Source organism: Pseudomonas sp. 18175 (genome assembly GCF_050432925.1).
Classification (GTDB): Bacteria; Pseudomonadota; Gammaproteobacteria; order Pseudomonadales; family Pseudomonadaceae; genus Aquipseudomonas.
The window spans coordinates 106382-128582 of sequence record NZ_JBKFTO010000009.1; the positions used below are offsets into that span (position 1 = coordinate 106382).

At 63.1% G+C, this 22201-nt stretch carries 7 protein-coding genes; 5 read left to right on the top strand and 2 right to left on the bottom strand.

From position 1 onward, the window contains the following. The first annotated feature begins 2 nt into the window (after positions 1-2). Positions 3-6548, top strand: a complete 6546-nt coding sequence (locus ACLD1Y_RS14515; RefSeq protein WP_429478593.1) for an NEL-type E3 ubiquitin ligase domain-containing protein — start codon at positions 3-5, stop codon at positions 6546-6548. Position 6549: 1 nt separating this feature from the next. Here ACLD1Y_RS14515 and ACLD1Y_RS14520 read toward each other — a convergent pair whose 3' ends face one another. Further along, positions 6550-7962 (bottom strand): amino acid permease, encoded by a 1413-nt coding sequence (locus tag ACLD1Y_RS14520; protein WP_429478594.1) that lies wholly within the window; start codon positions 7960-7962, stop codon positions 6550-6552. A 292-nt stretch (positions 7963-8254) separates the two neighbouring features. On the opposite strand from ACLD1Y_RS14520, the gene ACLD1Y_RS14525 reads away from it, so the two are divergent. Continuing rightward, complete coding sequence (locus ACLD1Y_RS14525) at positions 8255-11374, top strand: transglycosylase domain-containing protein (RefSeq protein ID WP_429478595.1); 3120 nt, start codon at positions 8255-8257, stop codon at positions 11372-11374. Here the strand turns inward: ACLD1Y_RS14525 and ACLD1Y_RS14530 are convergent. After that, positions 11336-15784, bottom strand: a complete 4449-nt coding sequence (locus ACLD1Y_RS14530) for a hypothetical protein (protein WP_429478596.1) — start codon at positions 15782-15784, stop codon at positions 11336-11338. The two genes, ACLD1Y_RS14525 and ACLD1Y_RS14530, sit on opposite strands and share 39 nt — an antisense overlap. A gap of 153 nt (positions 15785-15937) precedes the next feature. Here ACLD1Y_RS14530 and ACLD1Y_RS14535 point away from each other — a divergent pair, with 153 nt between their 5' ends. From ACLD1Y_RS14535 to ACLD1Y_RS14545, 3 genes are all read left to right on the top strand, one after another. After that, complete coding sequence (locus tag ACLD1Y_RS14535) at positions 15938-20746, top strand: NEL-type E3 ubiquitin ligase domain-containing protein (RefSeq protein ID WP_429478597.1); 4809 nt, start codon at positions 15938-15940, stop codon at positions 20744-20746. A gap of 97 nt (positions 20747-20843) precedes the next feature. Continuing rightward, entirely contained in the window at positions 20844-21365 is a 522-nt protein-coding gene (locus ACLD1Y_RS14540) for a PadR family transcriptional regulator (protein WP_429478598.1), read from the top strand. Beyond that, positions 21362-22129 (top strand): siderophore-interacting protein, encoded by a 768-nt coding sequence (locus ACLD1Y_RS14545; RefSeq protein ID WP_429478599.1) that lies wholly within the window; start codon positions 21362-21364, stop codon positions 22127-22129. Before ACLD1Y_RS14540 ends, ACLD1Y_RS14545 begins: the two co-directional genes overlap by 4 nt. The last annotated feature ends 72 nt before the right edge of the window (positions 22130-22201 follow it).

The window sequence follows — 22201 nt, forward strand, 5'->3', positions numbered from 1 at the left end:
ATATGCCCAACCACCACCTTCTCAACGGCCTCTCCGGCCACTTGCAATCCAGTGAATCCTGGGGCCGGCAACAGGCCCTGGAACTGCTGCGCCAGACCCTGGCGCAGTCGATGAGCGAGCTGACCCTCGCCCAACGACGCGACTACGTGCGCCTGCAACGCGAAGCCCTCACTGCGCTCAAAGCCGTCGAAACCGAAAACGCCGCGCTGATCGAACAGTTCACCACCCGTGGCCTGGCGCAACTGCGCAGCAAGCTGGGCGGCCTCGACCCACAAGGCATCTTCATCAACACCCGTTACCTGGAAAAACTCGACACCCCACTGCCGTGGGAGCCGCGTAGCAGCGCGATTGACGGCTTGGCCAACTCCCCACGCTTTCGCCGTGCGGTGGATGAATGGAAATACCGCACCCATGTTTCACGGCTCACCCTCTGGCAGGCGGCGTGCCTGAACTTCGACTTTGCCACCGGCACCCCGCAGCAGTCGGGCCACAGCTATGTCGACGCATCGTTCCTCTCTGGCGTGGATGAAAAACGCCTGAGCGTCAGCCAATTCATCGCCATCAGCCGCGAGCTGGACCTGGGTGGGCAACTGCACACCACCCTGGCCAGCGCATTGGGCGTCGGCGGCACACTGCACGGCCTGATCGAGACCAGTGCCCGCGCCAATCTGCGCTTTGAAGCGCTGGAGGCCTACCGCAACCGCACCCGCAGCGGCGTGACACTGACCATGTATGAAGCGCTGGTCGCCGCCATTGATGACAGTGGTCCTGCACTGCCTTTCGACACGCTGAGCATGGACCTTGACCGGACCCTCTTCCAGGCCGTCCCTTTCGTGCCATCCGGTGAGAGCATCCCTGTGCCGTTGGTATTGATCCATGTCGCCAGCCTGGGCGTGGTCTCGTACTTCCCGTTCCGTCCCAGCGGTGCCATGCATTATCACCTCGACGCCAAAAGTGCCGGCGCGCACTTTTTGACCGAGCTGAAGGCCAGCCACCACGATGGTGAACTTGGCTGGTTTTCGCGGCAGTTGCCTGTGACCGAAATCAACCAGTTCAAAGACCTGCTACGCGAAGAGCCGCGCCCGGAAGGCCTGAGCCAGGTGGCGGGTTTTCTCTACGACGGGTTTCACACGTTATTCCCCAAACAAACCCTGGAGCATGTGAGGTTCGTCCACGATCCGAAACCCGCTCGCCCACGCAGCCTGGTGCAAGCACTCACCCAGCGCCACGTCCAGCACTACCAGGCCAACCTCGGCATGCTCGCCACCCGCCGCTCGGAACGCGACCTGCAAGGGGTGATTGACGGGGCAGCGGCCATTGCCGCCGAAATCATGGAGTTGCTGATGACCCCGGTGCCCGGCGGTGTCACCGGTTTGAACCGAGTGATGCAAGTCGTGGTGTTCGCCAACCTGAGCTACAGCCTGATCGTCGGTATCGACAACGCCGCCAGGGGCCAGGCCAGTGACTTCGCCGCCGCCATGGCCGATGTGGCTGACCTGGCGATCAATGGCCTGCTGATTTCCACCGCCGGGCGCGTGCACCGCCAACGTATCGAAGGCCTGTTGCAGCGCCTGGGCAACCCGCGCAAGGTGCCCCGCAGCGATGGCAGCCATGGGCTGTGGAAGCCCGACATCGGCCCTTATGCCATCGCCAACCCGCACCTGCTCGATGGCCAGGTTGCCAATGCCCAGGGGCTGTATTTGATTAACGGCCACCAGTACGCGCGCGTACAGCAAGGCCAACAGCATGTCGTCGCGCAGGTCAGCCTCGATCCCGCCACCAAGGGCTTTGTCCTCAAGAGCAAGAATGGCAATGGCTTCGCCGCACCCATTGTGTTCGATCCCAGGCAACAAGCCTGGGTGCTCGACCTGCAGGGCGCCCGCCAACTCTCGGACACCCAACTGATCGGGCAAATGTTGCCCAACGGCGAAGCCCCCGTGCCCGCCGAGCAAGTCCGTACGCTGCTGCGCAGTACCGCCGTGCCTCGCGCCACACTCGATGCGATCTGGGCCGGCGACGCGCCACCGGTCAACCTGATCGAAGCCAGTCGACGCGTGCAGGTCGATCGGGTCATCGAGCAGTTGAGCAGCGGCTTTCACCGCAGCGCCAACCTGCCCGCCCATGCCGGCAGCGCCATCTTCAGCCTGTTGACCCAACTGTCCACCTGGCCCGCCGAGGCGATCATCCAGGTGCATGACGCCCAGGGCAGCCTGCTGGAGAGCCACGCCGCCAGCGACAGTGCCACCCATGCAATTACCCTCAAGCGCCGGGATGACGGCACCTACACCGCCCTCGACGCTGCGGACACCGATGTGCCCACCCAAGAGTCGCTGCTGGAGCAGATCATCCGTCAGCAACCGGTCACGTCCACCCTGGGCAAGGAAGGCAGCCCCCAACTCAGCGAAGCCCAGCGTATTGCGCGCCTGCGCGTGCAAATCAGCGCGCTGGCCAAAACCGAGCGGATCGCCCTGTTCGATGCCATGACCCGCTACGCCGGCCAGTCGCGCCATCAGGTCCCGGCGGGTGTTGTCGCCCGCGCGTTCGTACCGATCAAGGCGGCGACCAATGGGGTACAGGCCACACCCTTGCTGAGCAAACTGCGGGCGCAATTTGCTCCCTTGAGCCTGGCTAACCTCCAACAATTATTGGATCAAAGGCCACTGAACGCCGCGCAGCAGAGCACCTACCTCACCGACGCCACGTTGCCGGACAAGGTGCGCGAACACCTGGAACAGCACCGCACCACGGTGCGTATCGACGCGGTGATCGATGGCCTCTACAACCCGCGCGCCTTCAGCAAGGACACCGACTTGTGGGCACGAGAGTTCGCCGCCAGCCTGCTGCGCGAGCGTCTGGACCGGCATTTTGTGGTCACCGAAATGGCCGATGGCCCGCCGCGCAATCGCTACAAAAACAGCGGCCCGGACGACACCACCGTCGAACTGCTGCACCACGGCGACGGGCGCTTTGAGGCCTACGACATGCGCAACGGCGGGCCTATTGCGGTGTCGCCGGTCGTCGACAGTTTCTACCTGGCCATCGCCTCGGTGCTGCAACCCCACGAACGCACCCAACTTGGCATGAGCAGCGCCACCGATGCCCAGGGCCTGCGCAAGACCCTGGGAGACCTGATGAGCGACCGCCGCAGCCCGGCGGGCCTGGTCAGCCTGCTGGATTACTCACTGGGCCAATATCAGAAACACAACCTGGTACTGCCCAGCGACTTGCAGCCCAACCCCGAGGGTTTGTATGACTGGCAAGGCGAGCAACTGCTGTCACTGTACGGCGGCTTCTACCCGGTGACCTTCGATCAGCGCGTGGGCAAATGGCGGCTCAAGCACCCGCAAAAAGTCGGCGTCGACACCCCGCGCCTCGAACACAACCGCCACGGCGCCTGGCGCCTGGAAAGCGAAAGCCCGTTGGCCTGGGACGAACATCATCTGTTTTCACGTTTGGGCGTGGGCGACTTCAACGTGGACCAGCCCACGTCGACACGTCTGCTCAAGCTCACCGACACCCCAGCCGCTGCACTGCGAGAAGTGCACTGCGCCGGCCTGCCACCGCCGCCGCTGCTCAAAGACAGCAGCAAGCGCTTTGGCATCGAGCGCCAGATCCTGCACTTCATCAAGGCCATGACCACGTACTCGGCTACCCGCACGGCGCGCCCGTCCCTGCAATTGCTGTTGGTCTGCAGCCTGGCGCAGTGGCCCGCCAGCCATGTGCTGGAGCTGCACGATGAGGAGGGCCGCACCTTCGCCCGCTATCCTGGCGCCAATGCCGCTGCGCCGCAAAAAATCCGTCTGTCCCAAGCCCAGAGCCGCAGCCTCGAACCACTGGCCCACCTGACCCGCGACGACGACTTGACTCGCGCCCTGCTGGGCGAGCTCCCCGAAAGCCAGGAGGAGCGCCTGTTCAAGCTGGCGAAAAAAATTGCCGAACATGCCTACCGCGAGCGCACCCAGCTGTTCGACACGCTGTATGCCCAAAGCGAGCGCAGCACCAACGCCCAGCAAAACCGCCTGCACCAGCACTACCCGCAGCTGCCCGCCAGCGTGATCCAGGCGTTGCTGCGCCACACCACCGCCGCCGAAGCCAAGCAACTGCATGACCACGACTGGGTGCCACTGCGCGTGGCCGAACAGGCCAAGTTGACCGCCAACGACGTGCGCCTCAACCGCGCCTTCGAAGGCCTGTACCTGACGACGTTGGCCAACCCCGACAGCGAAAAAATCATGCTGCATGCCCTCAAATTGTTGCCCGGCTGGCCCGCCGAGTTGCGCCTGGACATTCATCAGAACAGCGCCAGCGGGCCGTTGCTGGAAAGCGCCGGGCACTTGGCGGGGCGTGAGCGCAAGGTCCTGGCGCGCATCGATGAGCGCTACCAGGCCTATGACGGCACGGGCCAATTGCTCAGCGCGCAACCCCGTGACTTGCTCACGGCGCTCTGGGAAGTGCTGGACGACAGCCAGCGCAAAGCCCTGGGCCTGGATGACAGCAGCGACCTGACCCCGCTGCGCCACGCCATCGCCGAGTTGGCCCTCAACCAACGGATCGCGATCAAAGACCTGCTCGGCCTGCCGCATATCCCGTACTGGCTGCAACCGCCGATGCGGGTGGACAGCTCGTTCACTGCCTACCCCTTCAACGTGCGTAACCTCTGGCCATTTGGCGGGCTGCACTCGGCAGACATCGTCAGCAAGGCGCGTGAGCTGTATCCGAGCATGAGCCGCGCCAGGGCCCAAGATTTCATCGACTCCCTGCACATGAACGAGCCGGCGGTGTTGCTGGAACTGGAGCAGCGCAAGGCCGAATACCAGGCCCTCGAATTCGGCCTGCAACGCTGGGCCACCACCGAACAGGCCATCGACGCCGACGACCCGTTGAATCTTGGACGTCGCCATCTGATCAAGGCGCGAATACTGCAGGCCTGGCGCCGCGAAACCTATCGCGCGACGGCGGGCGGGATATTCGATGCCTATACCCTGGAGTTGCAACTGGACGACAACACCCTGCCGGACGCCGACTTCATCCTCAGTACCCGAGGCTTTGAACACATCGGCTATCTAAAGATCGCCGGCAACGGTTTTCCCGCCACGGGCGATGCGTTCCTGGGCAAGTTTGCCAACCTCCAGTCACTGAAGCTCGACTGCATGCTCACCGAATTGCCCCGCAGCGTCACCGACATGACACAGCTGGTGCAGTTGGACCTCAACGACAACGACATCGTCCTCACGCCAGAATCGCGCCAGCGCCTGGCCGGCATGACGAACCTGGAGGTGCTGGACCTGGACGAAAATCCATTGGGCATCGCGCCGGATGTCTCGGGCATGCACCACCTGCTGAACCTGAACCTGCGGCGCACCGGCATCAGCCAATGGCCCATCGGCGCAGAGCAGCTCACCCAACTGCACAGGCTGGAGCTGGACGAAAACCAGATCACCACCATCCCCGACGCCGTGTTCACCAACCCGGCCATGGAACAGGCCAACAGCGGCACGTACCTGCATGGCAACCCGCTGGATGCGCCGACATTGCAACGCTTGGCCGAGTATCGCCAGCAGAATAATGCAAGGCTGGGCGGCCCGATGCCGGGCCAGGTGCACGTTGCGCCGCTCGCCACGACCGCCAGCGAAATGACCGCCTGGCTGGCCGGTGTACCCAAGGCTGAGCACGCTCGGCGCCAGACCCTGTGGGATCAACTCAAAGCCCATGAAGGCGCCAGCCCAGACGATGCATTCCGGCTGTTCCGGGATTTGACCCAGTCATTTGACTACGTGCGTGGTGGCGACCGACGCATAGCCCTGACGGCCCGAGTGTGGCGTTTGCTGCACGCCATGGTCGATTCCCACGAGTTGCGCGAAGATATTTTTCTGCATACCTATGAGGCCGGCACCTGCGGTGACGGTGCAATCCTGGTGTTTATGGACATGGAGATCCGACACAAACAGCACGAAGCGATCACACAACCCACCTCGAACCAAGCCACCCAAGCGCTGAAGAGATTCCTCGATGGTCTGTTTTACCTGAACAACCTGGATAGGTTTGCCGACGCGCATATCGATCGGTTACGCAACGAACGCGAGGTCTACAACATGCTCAACCCCATGTTGGACCCCCAGAAAATGCCGGACGACGCGGAGATCAAGCTCTACCTTCGCCTCAACATGCGCGTGGCATTTGACCTGCCGCTGGAGCAGGAAGGCAGGCTCTATTCCCCGGGTGAAGACCTTACCGCTGAAGACCTGAACACGATTCGCGCCGGGATGGACAGGTTGAAGTCAACCAACGAGGCACAAAGCGCGCTGCTCACGAACCAGGTCTGGATCAACTACCTAAAACGCACCCGGCCCAAACGCTTCAGTATCGTCGCGACAGCCGCCGAGCGGATGCTGGGGGCCCTGCAACAGCAGGTCCCCAACGTCTTGTCGATGGAGTATCAGGAGCGACGCCAATCCATCACGCAGCTGAAAACCGCCGAGACAGACCGGCTGGTCAGCCAGCTGACCCAGCGCTTCTTGAACACCGGTGAGTTGCCCACCGACGATTGAGTCACTGGGCGAGCGCATGCCCCGCGTTATTGGGCTGCAACTTGAACGTGTAGAACAACACCGTCAGCAGCACCAGGAATGCCGGCCCTACATACAGCGCCACGCGGGTGTCCGGGAAGTAGGCCATCAGGCCCACCACCAGCACCAGAAACGCCAGCGCCAGGTAGGAACTGACCGGGTACAACCACATGCGGTACTTGAGGCCGGCCTGCTCGGCCGGGCTCAAGCCTTTGCGGAATTTGAGCTGGGCCAGCAGGATCATCAGCCAGGTCCAGATCGCGCCGAAAGTGGCGATGGACGTCACCCAGACGAACACCTGGTCCGGCACCAGGTAGTTGAGCAACACCCCCAGCAGCAAAGCGAAGATCGACAACAACAGTGCCTTGCGCGGCACGCCATTGCTGGAGGTTGTACCGAAGGTGGCCGGCGCCTGGCCATTCTGCGCCAGGCTGTAGAGCATGCGCCCGGTGCTGAAGATGCCGCCGTTGCACGACGACAACGCCGCAGTGATCACCACGAAGTTGATGATGCCGGCCGCCGTCTTGATGCCCAGGCGCTCGAAGGTCATCACGAACGGGCTGCCCTGAGTGCCGATTTCATTCCACGGGTAGATCGACAAAATCACGAACAACGCACCCACGTAGAACAGCAGGATGCGCCAGAACACCGAGCCGATGGCACTCGGGATGGTCTTCTGTGGGTTCTTTGCTTCACCGGCGGTAAGGCCGATCATCTCCACGCCCAGGTAGGCGAACATCACCATTTGCAGGGACATCAGCACACCCTGCACGCCATTGGGCATGAAGCCGCCGTGGGCCCACAGGTTGGAAATACCCAGCGCCACGCCGTCATTGCCAAAGCCGAACGCGATAATGCCGACGCCGCCGATGACCATCGCAATAATCGTGACGATCTTGATCAGCGCAAACCAGAATTCGAATTCACCGAAGGCTTTTACCGCGATGAGGTTGATGGTGCCCATGCTGATCAATGCGGCCAGCGCCCAGATCCAGCGCGGCGTTTCGGGGAACCACACGCCCATGTACACCGCGACGGCAGTGATCTCCGCGACGCAGGTCACCAACCACAGGAACCAGTAGTTCCAACCAGTGAGAAAGCCCGCCAACGGGCCGAGGTAATCTTGGGCATAACGGCTGAACGAACCGGCGACGGGGTTATGCACCGCCATTTCGCCAAGGGCGCGCATGATCACCAGGATCGCCAGGCCGCCGATGATGTACGACAGCATGATCGCCGGGCCGGCCATTTCGATGGCCTTGGCCGAACCGAGGAACAGGCCGACACCGATGCAGGCACCGAGGGCCATCAGGCGAATGTGCCGTTCACCGAGTTCGCGTTTGAGCGGGCCGCCTTGAGCGGTCTCGCCATGGGGCAGTGGGTTGCCGACTGGCATAAAGGTACAACCTCATTTTGTTATTGGAGTGTCCGCCGAGGGGCTGGCCCGGTGGGGCGTGCAGTATAAAAAGCCCGGCTCAGGTTCTTTCACCATAAAAGCGGGCCAATTCAGTGAAAGAGCCCGCAAAAATACGACTTTACAGGAGTACTTCACCTGCACCGAGCGACCAAACGTCGCACAGCCATTAATGAAAACTTCCTACAAATAAAACAGAATCACCTCACAAACAGTCCCCAGCGACTAAGCTTCCAGCAAGTCCGATCAATCTGCGTGCAGGGATCAATCGACTATGGGCGCACTGTGGCAAACCGAATCGAGCAAGGCTGCGAAAGTACACGGCAGTTCGGACCCAGCGCCTTTACCCAAAAATAAACCCCGGCCGCGCTACGGGCTTCGGCTGTTCGGGTTAATCGTGCTGGCGGCGCTGGTTGCCCTGGGTTTTGCCGCCAACAAAGAGATGCGCACCTCACGCCTGCAGGCCCAGGAACTGAGCCGCCTGGCCCACGACCTCACGTACCAAGTCAAGCCCGGCGCCAGTGACGCCCTGGTCTATCCCGGCGCCGGGCCGTTCGATCGACGCCTGGGCTACAGCGACCTCGGCACCTTCCTGCCACGCCTGCTCAAACGGGGTTATGTCATCCAGGCCCAGGCGCGCTTTTCGCCCGCGCTGATGGACTACAGCGCCAAGGGCCTGTTCGTGCCCTACACGGAAAAGATCCAGGCCGGGCTGTCGATCACCGATTGCCGTGCGGTGCCGCTGTACCAGTACAACTACCCGCAACAGCTGTACGCCAGCTTCGCCGCGATCCCACCGTTGGTGGTCAACAGCCTGTTGTTTATCGAGAACCGCGACCTGCTCGACCCCACCCAACCCCAGGCCAACCCAGCGGTGGACTGGCCGCGCTTTGCCAAGGCCGCATGGTCGCAAGTGGCCAAACTGCTGCACCTGCCCGGCCAGAGTGCCGGCGGCAGTACCCTGGCCACCCAGTTGGAAAAATACCGCCACTCGCCGGATGGCTTGACCGTATCCGGCGGGGAAAAACTACGCCAGATGTTCTCCGCCGCCGTGCGTGCTTACCAGGACGGCCCCGATACCCTGCCCGCACGCCAGAACATCCTGCGGGACTACCTCAACAGCGTGCCGCTGTCGGCGGTGCCCGGGCATGGCGAAGTGCACGGCATGGCCGAGGGTTTGCGGGTGTGGTACGGCGCCGATTTCAACCAGGTCAACCAGGCGTTGCGTGGCCCGGTGAACGCAGCACAAGGTCTGGCCTTGCGTGAAGTGCTGTCGCTGATCATCGCCCAGCGCCGCCCGTCTCATTATTTGGCCAAGGGTCGTGATGAACTGGCGCAGCTCACCGATAGCCACCTGCGCCTGCTGGCCCAGAATGGCGTGATCGATCCCGCGCTGCTCAAGGCCGCCCTGGCGAGCAAGGTGACCTACCGCGATTGGGTGCAACAACCCACGGTGCAACCCATCGAGACCAACAAAGGCATCAGTGTGGCCCGCAGTCGCCTGGCCGCGTTGCTGGACCGGCCACTGTACGACCTGGACCGCTTGGACCTGTCCGCAACCTCAACCCTGAACGCGCAGTTGCAAGGTGAAGCCAGCGACTACCTCAAGCACCTTGCCGACCCAGCGTACGCCCGCCAGATCGGCCTGCTCGGCGAACGCCTGCTCACCCCCGCCAGCACCGCGCAAGTGCGCTACAGCTTTACCCTGTTCGAGCTGACCCCGGACGGCTCGCGGGTACGTGTGCAAACCGACAACACCGACCAACCCTTCGACATCAACGAAGGCAGCAAACTGGAACTGGGCTCCACCGCCAAACTGCGGGTGCTCACCACCTACCTGCAAATCATCAGCGAGTTGCACGCCAAGTACGCAGCCCAAGCTCCCGCCGCGCTGAAGAAATTCACGGTGGACGATCAGGACCGCTTGAGTCGCTGGGCCCTCGACTACCTGATCCAGGCGCCGGACAAATCCCTGGCGAAGATGCTCGACGCAGCCCTCGACCGCACCTATTCGGCCAACCCCGCCGAGCGCTTTTTTACCGGCGGCGGCCTGCACACCTTCCATAACTTTCGCAGCCAGGACAACGGCCGCAACCCCAGCCTGCGCGATGCCCTGCGCGAATCGATCAACCTGCCGTTCATTCGCCTGATGCGTGACGTGGTGCGCTACGTCACCTATTCCGGCGAGAACAACAGCGCTGAACTGCTCAAGGACGACAGCGACCCACGCCGCCAGGAATACCTCGCCGGTTTTGCCGACCGCGAAGGCACCACGTTCCTGCGCAAGTTCTGGAAGAAGTACCAAAAGAAAGACACCCAGGCGCGCCTGGACACCTTCCTCGACAGCCTGCGCCCTACGCCGATCCGCCTGGCCGCCGTGCATCGCTACTTGCTGCCCAATGCCAGCCAGGACAGCTTCAACCGGTTTGTGCGTGCCCATCTGACCGGGATCAAAACCAATGAAAAACTTACCGATGAGCGCCTCGAAAAACTCTACACGGCCTACGGCCCCGGCACCTATGACCTGCCCGACCAAGGCTATATCGCCAAGGTCCACCCGCTGGACCTGTGGCTGCTGGGCTACCTGCTCAACCATCCCGAAGCAACCTTTACCGAGGTCGTGAAAGCCAGCCAGTTCGAACGCCAAGAGGTGTACAGCTGGCTGTTCAAGAGCCGCCACCAAAGTGCGCGCGACAGCCGCATCCGCACCATGCTGGAGATCGAGGCGTTCCTGGATATTCATCAACGCTGGCAAGCCGTGGGCTACCCGTTCGACCACTTGGTGCCGTCGCTGGCCACCGCCATCGGCAGCTCCGGCGACCGCCCCGCCGCGCTGGCGGAACTGATGGGGATCATCCTCAACGACGGCGTGCGGCCACGGGTGTTGCGCATCGACACCCTGCACTTTGCCGCCGGTACGCCGTATGAAACCCAACTGGCCAACGACCCCGTGCCGGGCAAACAGGTGATTCCCGTGGAAGTGGCCAGGGCCTTGCGCGGCGCCCTGTCCCAGGTGGTGGATGCCGGCACCGCCAAGCGCGTCGCCGGCAGCTTCAAGCTGGCTGACGGCACGCCGCTGGCCATGGGCGGCAAGACCGGCACCGGGGACAACCGGATCGAAGCGATTGGCGCGGGCGGGCGGATTCTGAGTTCAAAATCCATTAACCGCACCGCGACCTTTGTGTTCTACCTGGGAGAGCATCACTTCGGCACATTGACGGCCTTTGTGCCTGGCCAGTCGGCCGAACACTTCACCTTTACCTCGGCGTTGCCGGTGCAGGTGCTCAAGGGCATGGCACCGATCCTGCTGCCGTACCTGCAACCGGGGGAGCACACGCAGTGTGTGCCCGGTGCTTTAGTCGACGTTGAAAAATATCCGCCGCGCCAGGGCTAGGCCAATGGCCGAGCGGTGAATCTCCAGCGGTTTGCCTCCAGTGGCTTCGGCACGTGCCTGAGCCTTGCGCCCCAGGCGGTTCTGTTCGGGGGTTTTCAGGTGGCCGGCACTGAAGTGGTCATCCAGGTCCTGGGCACGCGCGTAATGGAAGTGGGCATAGGCCAGTACTTTAGCGGGCTGCACAGCCTCCACCCGGTACACCTGCAAGTAGTCGACAGGCGGCCCCTTGAGCATCACCCGTGCCCCCTCGCGCACGATGTGCACTTGCTGGTGTTGCTGCAAGAACACCAAGCCGTCCTGAGTCAGCACGTTGTTGCAGGTGGCGCGGATCCGCATAGCCAGCCCGGCCTCGTTCAGGCGCGTCACCGCCTTGCGCAGCTCGGCTTCGGCGGTGCGGGCATTGGCTTGCTGCACCGCCGCCAAACGGATATTGGCCTCGCTGTTGAGTCGTTCGCGGATCTTGTTGGCCAACCACAGACGTCGACGCGCTTCAGCTTCGAGCAGGTCTTGCAGGGAGGCCAGGTCATTGGCCCGGCCAGCCAATTGTTCAACGTTGGCAATCGCGCTATCGACTTGTTGCAACAACGTGCGGGCGGTCTTCAACAGGCTGCCCAATTCGGGGTCAGGGCGCGGCGCCGGGGTTGACGGCGTTTGCTCCCAGACGCCGTCATCGGCCTCGGTAAAGGTGCCGATCACCCTGCCGTTGGCATCCGCCAATTGTGCAGCGTTGCTGCTTTGCGGCTCCGTGCGAGCCACCAGCAGATCACGGTTGCGCATGCGAATGATCTTCTTGCGCTGGGCAGGGGCGGGCTTGGGCGCCGGCACTTCAGGCGCCGCAGGCCCCAGTAACGCCGTCAGGTCGCGCTCTACCTGCTGGTGCAAAGCGGTGAGCAGCTGCTGGAATCTATCCAAAGACTCCAAGTCGAACTTCTCCGGCTCCATGGCGCGCCAAAATTCAATCTGGTCATCGGTCTGGGCGAAGATGTGGTCGATGCTTTCGAGCAGCGCAATTTGCTCGGCATTGCTGGCCTGCACTTGTGCCCGTTCGGCCAGTGAGCGGCTGGCCCAGCCTGCACGTACGACGGTCGCCGACATGCGTTCAAGCAGGTTGCCCTCGAACGACTGCCCCGGCACGTCGATAGCCAAGCCCCACAAGGCGGTCAGTTGCAAGGATTGCAGGTCCAACAATGACGGACGCGCCGGCGTCTGGGCCAGCAGTGCCGCGCTCTTGTCGCGCCCGAACCGGGGCACTTCGCGCAGTTCATTGAGGTAACGATCTTCCTGGCTGCGCCAGTCAATCGCACTGTCGTAACTGGCCGCGACCCTGCGCATCCCTTGATTCAACGCGGCATGGTCCTGTTCGCCACCGCCGGTTTCAGAGCGTTCGAGCAGCGATATAGCCTCGGCGTTAGCCTGCTGCACTTGGGCGCGTAATCGCGTGTCGAGCAGTTGCAGCGTGAGCACGATCGACTCCAGCAGTTGGCTGAGTTCGGCCTCATAACGTGGCCGGGGGCCCAACTCACGCAAGCGTCGCAGCAGCCCCAGTTCGCCAATCGATTGCCGGGCCTTGTCCTCCAGCGCCTGGCGGTAGCGGGCCTGGGCCTGGGTGCGCCGCTGTTCGTCGGCCTGGCCTTGGGCGTGCTGCAATAGGTTGCGCGCAATTTCCAGGGCACGTTGCAGGCGCGTACCTTCAACCGTGGCTTGCTGGTACTGGGTTTCCAGCAAGTGGCGATCGACCGGCGCGGCGCGCGCCTCGTCAGCGCCGCCGCTCAAGCGCAATTGCAGGTCCAGGTCCCAACTGCCGCCCCCCACGGCTTTAAGCCACGGCCCGAGGATGCTGCCATCGGCGCTGATCACCCGCACACGCCCCTGTTCTATCCGCACGCGAAAGAGCTGACCACGCACCAGCGCCTGCCACTGTTGCTGCACCCGCAGCAACCCCCGCCAGGGCCCGCGTGGCTGGGCACCGGGTAAGGCCTTGGGCCAGGGCAGGGGAAAGGTTTTCAGGCTCAGCGTATTCAAGCGCGCCTGCACCGGGGGCGTCAGCACATCGCGGGCATTGGCCCAGGCGGCAGGGGCGATAAATTTTGCGGGGGCCGAGACCCGAGTGAGCGGCACGCGGGGAAGGTCATTCTTGGGTGCGAACACCGCGTGTTCAAGGTCCAGATGCTGCTGCACATCATCGGGCGTGGCCTGGTGCGCGAGGATCGACATCAGGTTCACCAATACGTCCATCACTGCGGCACTCCGGGCCTGGGGGTCGGAGCTTTGCAACCCGGCAATGTCCTGCTGGGCACTTGCGATCAACTGTACCAGCCAGCCGACAAGCTTCGCCGGACCGCTCAGAAGCGGTTGTATCAAGCCAAAAATCAACCAGGCGGCGCGTTTGACATCGGCCCAGTTATTCTCGGTATTGGACACCGATTCGCGGTCGGCAATATCCATCACTGCCTGGACCGCATCGACGAACAGCAGCCGGGTCAGGTCGTCTCCGGCTACGGTTTTGCTCAACTGCACGGGCGGCGGCCTGGTGTACTGGGTGAACTCATCACCCGGCGCGAAACGCCACACATGGGGCTCGCGAAAACCATCGTGGTCGTACACGCCTTGACGCTGGGGTTTGATCGCACTCAACACACTGTCGTGCAGCGTGCCGGGTTGCTTGATCGCCTCGAACAACGCCTCCAGCGAAACGAACTCCAGCAACGAGGCTTCGAACGACGGTCGGTACAGCAAGTGGCAACCGCTTGCTCCCTGTTGCGGGCCAATAACGTACATATTCGCCACTGTATCCACCGTGTCCGCCAATGAGGTGGCCGTGACCTTGAATGCCAATGGCCACAACGCCAACCCCTGACGCTGCGCCGCCGTGGCTTGCAGGGCCGCACGCAGCCGACGGATACCTTCGCGGGTGAGGCCATGTAGGCCCTTGATCTGCCATTCCAGCGCCTGCATCGGCAGTTGAATACGCAACTGCTCGCCGAAGCGTCGGCTGCGGCGTGCAGATTCGACAGGCTCATCCAGCAGATGCTTTTTCAGCAGGTCCAGGTAGGTCTGGCCGACGTCGACAGACGTGACGCAGGCTTTGAGCGCCTCATAGTTCAACCCGGCAGGCCGTATGGTTTTGGCGGTGTAGGGAAACCCGGCCAGGTTTTCCAGGGCCAACTGCGTCAGGTTCAGCTCGATATGCTCGACCTCCCCGGCCACAAAACCGCCCGGCACCGGTACAGCGACAGCGATCACACGGTCGAAGCTCAGGATGATGTCGTCTGGCTTGAGGTGGGCGGTCTTGGGGTCCTTGCGCAGGCACAGGTGCAGTTGTTCACTGGCGTAACCTTTGAGGGTGGGGATACCGTCCAGGTAGTCCGCCGTGCCGTGTTGTTGGCGATCCAGCACCAGGGCTCGCAGCAACTGGGCGTAGGCGATGCTTGCATCGGGATCGGCCTGCAGCAACCACAGCGGCAATTGGTCGTGCAGGGCCTGCTGGCGATCACTGAGGGGGCGCACGAACCAGCGATGGGTGTCCGTGATCTGCCTCAACTGCGCGAGGTAATCCTCCACCGGGCGCGGTAGCTGGGGGTTGAGGCGGTTGATGTCCTGCAACTGGCGCTGCAAGAAACTGGCGGCCAGTGCATCGAAGGGATCGCCCTGCACATCCACGGTAAACCACGGCCCGGATCGACGGGTATACGCTGGCAACAGCGCTTGCAGCGCGTCGAGGTTATCCAACCATTGCACGCCGCTGGCCGGGCTGAACAGTAAAAAACCCGCTTGCGCCGGTTGGCTGAACAACAGCAACGGCAGCATCTGTGGCGGTTGCCGAAGATGCACGGTTTGCACCTGCAATGCCGGGCTCTGGGCGCTCCATAGCCGATCAGGGCGCCGCGCACGCAGATGCGCCTTGGGAAACATCGCATCAAAACGCTCCCTGGCCATGCCTGGGGGCGGTGAAGCATCGTAGAACAACGCCAGCAACTCATCCGACAGGCCGCCCCAGCGTGTCACCTCCACCGGCAGCGCCTCGCGCCACCAGACTTGCAGGCGTCGGCTATACGCGCCCAACAACCCGGCGCCGCATTGATTGATCAGCGCCTCCGCTTCGGCAAGGCTTGGGCCAGCGGCCACATAGTCCTCGCGTACCCGTTGCAGCACCCGGTGGTAGGCCTCCACCAACAAGGTCGGCCGGGCGGCGGCCAGGCGCTGCAGCACCCAGTCCACCAGCGACCGATAAGGCCCGCTGGGCGCGACGACATACACGTGGCTGGCAACGTAGTTACGCCCGGCAAAATGCAGGTCCAGGTAGGCCTGGGCACTGTTGGCGGCTACCTCATTCAGGGTTGGAGGGGGGCTGAACAGGGCGTGTATCTCGCCCATGTGCAGTTGGCGCAAGGACGCATCGGAAACAGTCATCAACTCAGCTCTCGGTGGCATTCAAACCACCACCCTAATCGCGCCGCCTGCCCTTGCCGCACTACACATCTACCTCCCTTAACTATGTAGCTCCCGGTGCCAGGCCCGGGCTCATAGGCTGAGCGCCTTGTCCATGATTCAAGGTCACCTGCCATGCCTAAAGGCCCGCATTACTCATTGATTGCACGCAACCTGCCCGATTGGCTGGGCTCCACTGCCTGGCCCCGGGCGCAGGCACTGGGCCAGGTCTCGATGGCGCAGCTGCCACCGCTGCTGCGCAGCGACGCCCAGCGCCATGGGCCAATAAAGCTCGCCAACGCCCAGGCCTGGGCCACGCAAAACACGGTGGACCAACGCCTCAAAGACCTACAGGACGTCTATGCGTTTGCCGCGCCGTTGCTCACAGCGGCGCTGTTGCAACGCTACGCCATCGAGTTGGATGTGCGCACCACCCACCTGTTCCTGGTGATCGCCAAAGGCACAGTGCTCAAGGGCACCACCAGCCGCACCGTGTCGCTGCTGGACGCCGCACTGCAAAACTTCGCCGGTAACGAAACCTTTACCGACACTTCCAGCTACATCACCCGCCCAGACGCACGCGGGCACTTCATGATCGAGATGCATAAGGACCGCATGAGCATCGCCCAATTCGTCGCACTCTGCCGCGAGCTGGACATCGGCGCGCAGTACGCACGGCACCTGAAACAGCACCTGCTCGACGGCGCAGACCTGCAACCTCAGGTGATCGCCAGCCAACAAGCCGCGCTGGCCAACGCCGCGCATTTGGCGCAGCTGCACACTGAGATCGAGCCCGCCACCTTTCACCTCCTGCAACGCACGGTGAAGGGCGAGCGCGGGGTGATGCAGTTTTATCGGCTGCGCATGCAGGGCACATTGCTCACCGGCATCTTGCTGGTCGCCACCGACCTCGACCGGGCCGCCGATGTGGTGCCAGTCGTGGCGTACATCCCCCACGATCCCCACGGCGCGATCCGCGAATTCCCCAGCACCCTGGCGTTGCGCAACGCGCTGCTCGAACAGTTGAAAGCCCCCGACTACTGCCAGTTTTTCAGCCAGTTTGTCGATCACGCTGAACGCTCGGCGTTTTTCAGCGGGCTGCAACAACACCCGACTCTCGCCGCCGAGCGTATCGACGGCGACCTGTGGCTGCAGCTGTACCAGGCCGCGTTGAACAAGATCCTCAACGATGGCCGCAGCCTCGCGGTATCCACTGCCGATGCCGACCGCCGCGCACGCTGGGCCTGGTGGGACAAGGTCAGTCAAACCCTGGAAGGCGTGCTCAATGTGGCCCTGCTGGTGATCACGCCCTTCGTACCGTTGCTGGGCGAAGTGATGCTGGCCTACACCGCCTACCAACTGCTGGATGAACTGGTGGAGGGCGTGGTGGACCTCGCCGAGGGCCAGGCGATGGAAGCCGCCGGGCATTTTGTGGGGGTGGTCAGTGATGTGGTGCAACTGGGGGCGTTTGGCGTGGGTGGGGAGTTGGCCCAGTCAGTGTTCGTCAATGGGTTGAAGCCGGTCGAGGTCAACGGCAAGACGCGCTTGTGGAACCCCGACCCGCAGCCCTACCGGCAAAACCTGCAGCTGCCTGCCGGCTCGATCGCCGATGAGTCGGGCCTGCACAGCCACCTTGGGCAACGGATCCTGCGATTTGAGGGCGAGCACTATGCAGTCAAGCATGAGGCCGGCCAATACCGCATCCAGCACGCCACCCGCGCCGACGCCTACGCGCCGCCGCTTCAGCGCAATGACAGCCCACGGGCCTGGAGCGATCAGCGTCGCCTGCAAGCGCTCGGCCCTTTCATCCCGGCGCAACACGCGCAGATCCTGCGCACCAGCGGCCTCGACCACGCCACGCTGCGCGCCGTGCAGGCCGACACACTGGCGGCGCCGTTGCTCGACGACACCCTCAAGCGCGTGCGCCTGCACCAGCAGGCCAGCGACTTACCGGAGCAATTACGCGCCGGCCAACCGGTGGATCAAGACACTTACTGGAGCCCACATGTCGCCCGTGAGCTGCCGGGTTGGCCCCACGACCGAGCGATCCTGGTGTATGAACATGCCGACCTCAGCGGCGAGCACCTGCGCTTTGGCGAGCCCGATGCGCCGCACACCCTGGCCATCAGTCGCGATGACTTGAACCAGGGCAGGTTGCCGGAACGCCTGGTGGATACGCTCGATACTCCCCAGCTCACCGGCCTGCTCGGCGAGCTCCCCGACAGCCGCGCAGCGCGCATCGACGCCCTGCGCAACCGCCTGGCCGACCACCTGGCCCAGCGCAGAGGCTCGCTGTTCGCCTACCTCTACCGCCACAGCGAAGACCTCACCACCGAACGTGGCCTGCGCGTGCGCGAAGCCTGCCCCGGCCTGCCCAAGAGCCTGGTGCGCCACATACTGGAGCAGGCACGGCCCGATGAGCTGGCGGTGCTGGACACGCAAAAACGCCTGCCGCTGCGCCTGAAAAACCTGGCCCGCGAGTGGCAGCTGCAAGCCCGCAGCGCCCACGCCTATCAAGGTTTCTACGACCCCCAACTGCTGACCCCACAAACCGAACAAATGGTGCTCGACGCCCTGCGCCTGTTCAGCGACAACCTGCACGATTGCCGCATCGAAATCCGCCAGCACACGCCGATTGCCAACGTGCGCGCCAGTGCCGGGCCACAAGACGCCCGCCAGCGTCGCCTGCTGCTGAAAACCGACGGTGTGTATGAGGTTTACGACGAGCATCAGCAACGGTTGCAACCGGCTGCCGACTTGTTTGACGCGCTGCTCAACGCCCTGCCCACGGCCAAACGCGAGGCGCTGGGCACGGGCCAGGCGCTCAAGGGTTGGGTGATGGACACACTGCTCGCCCCCGAAGCACGCCGCACCGTGATGGCGGGGCCGCAACCGGGCACAGCGGCGCCCACGGCCTACTCACCCTGGCTGCAAAAACCCATGCATCCGGTAGCGCCATGGAGCAGTGATTTATTCCCCGGCACTCTGGAGCAGCGGGTCAAAGTGCTGTACCCCTACGCCGAGCAAGCGTTGATCGACAGCTACCTGCACAGCCTGAGCGACCCGCTGCAACGCCAGCGCTTCGAGGCCCGCGAAATCGAGAAAGCCGAACTGCACGTCGACCTGAGCAATTGGATCAATACCGCCCCGATCTCCGAAGCACCGGGAGTGGCCGATCAACGCTACTACCTGGCAAAGGCGCTGTTGCGCACTTGGGAAGAAAACCTCGGCACCGACGACTCTGGCGTGCGCCTGAGCCTACAAGGAATAAGGCTGACAGGGCTGTTGGGCAACTTGCGCCTGCGCGCCAACTTCGACCATGTGCTGCACCTGGAAATGATCGACGCAGGCCTGCTGGATAACGACACCCTGTTACTCGACAGCTTCCCGCAGCTGGTCAGCCTCAGCCTGCGCGGCAACCAATTGACCCAACTGCCGCAAGCCATCCGGAGCATGCCGTCGCTGACGTATTTGAGCCTGGAAAGCAACCCGATTGAGTGGGCCCCCGTGAGCCTGAGGCAACTCGCCGAACTGTCCCACCTACGCCAGTTGTCGTTGGGCCACAACCGGCATCTGGTGCAGGCCCCGAACCTGGCTGGCCTGCCGCATCTGGAGGCGCTGTCGCTGCGTAACACGGGGATCAGCGACTGGCCCGAGGGCTTGTTCGATCAACCCCGCCCCTGGGGCTTTTACCTGGATGTGCAGAACACCGCGATCAACCGCCTGCCGCAGTTTCTGCCCTGGCAACCCGAAGCCCAACTGCTGGCGTACACCCGCCTGGACCGCAATCACCTGAGCGCCAGCGACGATCAACTGCTGGTCAGCTATCGCCTGGAAATCGGGCTGGACCCCTATCGCAGCTATCCGCCCAAGGGCGATGCGCGCTTCTGGCTGGAAACCGAAACACCGCAACACCAAGCCTGGTTGCAGGAGCTCTGGCAAGACATCGAGGCTGAGCACGGCTCCCAAGGGTTCTTCGAGGTGCTCAAAAGCCTGGAACCCTCGACGCTGTTTGAGGATGACGCCGATGCCGAGTTGTATGAACAGGGGCGCGGTGACCTGACCGACAAGGTTTGGCGCATGCTGCTGGCCATGGCGACCGATGCCGACTTACGCACGCGCCTGTTCCAGATGGCCAGTAACCCGGTGACCTGCGCCGATGCCGGCGCACATACCTTCAATGCAATGGGCATTGAGGTGCAGTTGGTGGAGATCAACCGTGACCTGCACGGCCAGGAGCGCGAGTTGAAACTGGCGCACCTGGCCAGGGGCAAGTCCCGCCTGGATCGCCTCAACCAAGCGGCCCAGGCCGACATCCGCCAGCGCATCCAGCCTCGGGCAGAAGGCGGCCAGGGCTTGCGTTTCAGCACCAACGTCATCGACGGCGAACCCGGCACGGTGGATGAAGTGGAGGTGTACCTGGCCTATCACAGCGGGCTGAAGGCGCGCCTGAAACTGCCGTGGGTGTCGCCGCACATGCACTACCGCGCCACCGCCGAGGTTGACCTGACCCTCCTCAACCGCGCCTTCGACCACGTGATGCGCCTGGAGGCCGGCGACGGCCTGGTGGACGGCATGCGCGAGCAAGCGTTCTGGGATCGCTACCTGCGCGACACCCACGCGTCGGCGTTTCAGGCCAGCATCGCGCGCGCCAATGCGTTGATCGACCCGCTGGACGACTTGCTGTTCACCCAAAACCAATGGGCCAGCGCCGGTCCGGCGGAACAGGCGCTGCTCAAACCGCGCCTGCAAGCCCTGGCCGATGCAGTCAACGCCCCACATGCCGAGGTCTTCAGCGGCCAACCAATGAGCCCGCAGACTTATGAACGCTTGCTCGCAGCAGGCTTCACCGACGCCGTCCCCAGTGAGGAGAACCTCGCTCGCCGCCTCACCCGGGACGTGGTGCAGCGGTTGCAAGGGCATGAGTCCGGGCCCGACTCATAACCCGGAAACAGGCAAAACAACCGTTTGTCAGAAGTGCTTGCGCACGCAGTAAGATATATCTTACGTTATATCTAGACACACACAGAGGCTCCTACCTATGCGAGACCATCCTCACCAGCGCGACGGCTTTGACCCGCGCGCAGGCCGCGGTCGCGGCCCCCGGGTATTTGCACCCGGCGACTTGAAATTGCTGCTGCCGGCGCTGATCGCCGAGCAGCCCTGCCATGGCTATGACTTGATCCGCCGGATCGAAAGCCTGTTCGACGGTGCCTACAGCCCCAGTCCCGGCGTGATTTACCCGACCCTGACCTTTCTGGAAGAAAGCGACCTGATCGTCAGCGACCCAGAAGGCGGAAAAAAACGCTACACAATCACTGACGCCGGTCGTCTCTTCTTAAGCGAACAACAGGTTGCCCTGGACGGCGTGCGCATGCGCATCGACGTGAGCAAGCGCTCGCTGCGCGGCCATGACCGCCCGCCGGAGATCCACGAGGCGGTGCACAACCTGCGCCATGCCTTGCATTCGCACCACGGGCGCTGGAGCCCGGAAGAAATCGTTCGTGTCGCGGCGCTGCTCAATCGCACCGCTCAAGCCATTGCCGACGGGAAAGACCAATGAATAACCAAGTGATCCACCGCGTCAGTCACGAAATCAAACGCCGCCGCCTCGAAGTACTGCGCGTGGTCGATATCACTGCGCGCATGCGCCGCATCACCTTGGGAGGGCCTGAACTGGCGGGCTTTGTCAGCCTGGGCAGCGACGACCACATCAAGCTGCTGTTCCCGCAGAACGCTGCCGAACAGGCTGCGCTGGAAAGCCCGACGTTCAGCATCAAGGGCGATGGCCCGCAACCGGCGATGCGCGACTACACGCCACGGCGTTTTGACCTGGATATCGGCGAGCTGGACATTGATTTTGTGCTGCACGGCGATGGCCCTGCGTCCACCTGGGCCGAGCAGGTGCAGGTCGGCCAGCACCTGTATATCGGCGGGCCACGGGGTTCGATGATCGTGCCGGACATCTTCGACAGCTACCTGCTGATCGGCGATGAAACCGCCCTGCCCGCCATTGCGCGGCGCCTCGAGGAGTTGCCAGCCGGGCGCAAGGTGCTGGCAGTGATCGAGGTTGCCGACGCAGCGGAAAAGCAGACGCTCAAAAGTGCAGCGGATGTTGAAGTGATTTGGGTGATTCGCGACCAGGACGACCTGTTGGAAACGGTGCAGAAATTGACGCTGCCGAGTGGTTCGTTGTACAGCTTTGTGGCGATGGAAACCAAGGTGTCGCGCCAGGTGCGCCGCGTGTTGCTCGACACCCATCACGTCAACGAAGAGTTCCTGAAGGCCGTCGGTTACTGGCGTGCAGAAGGCAGCGAAGAAGACTGATCCAGACTCGGTCAACACTGTGGGAGCGGGCTTGCTCGCGAATACGGAGTGTCAGTCGCTGAATTTATTGAC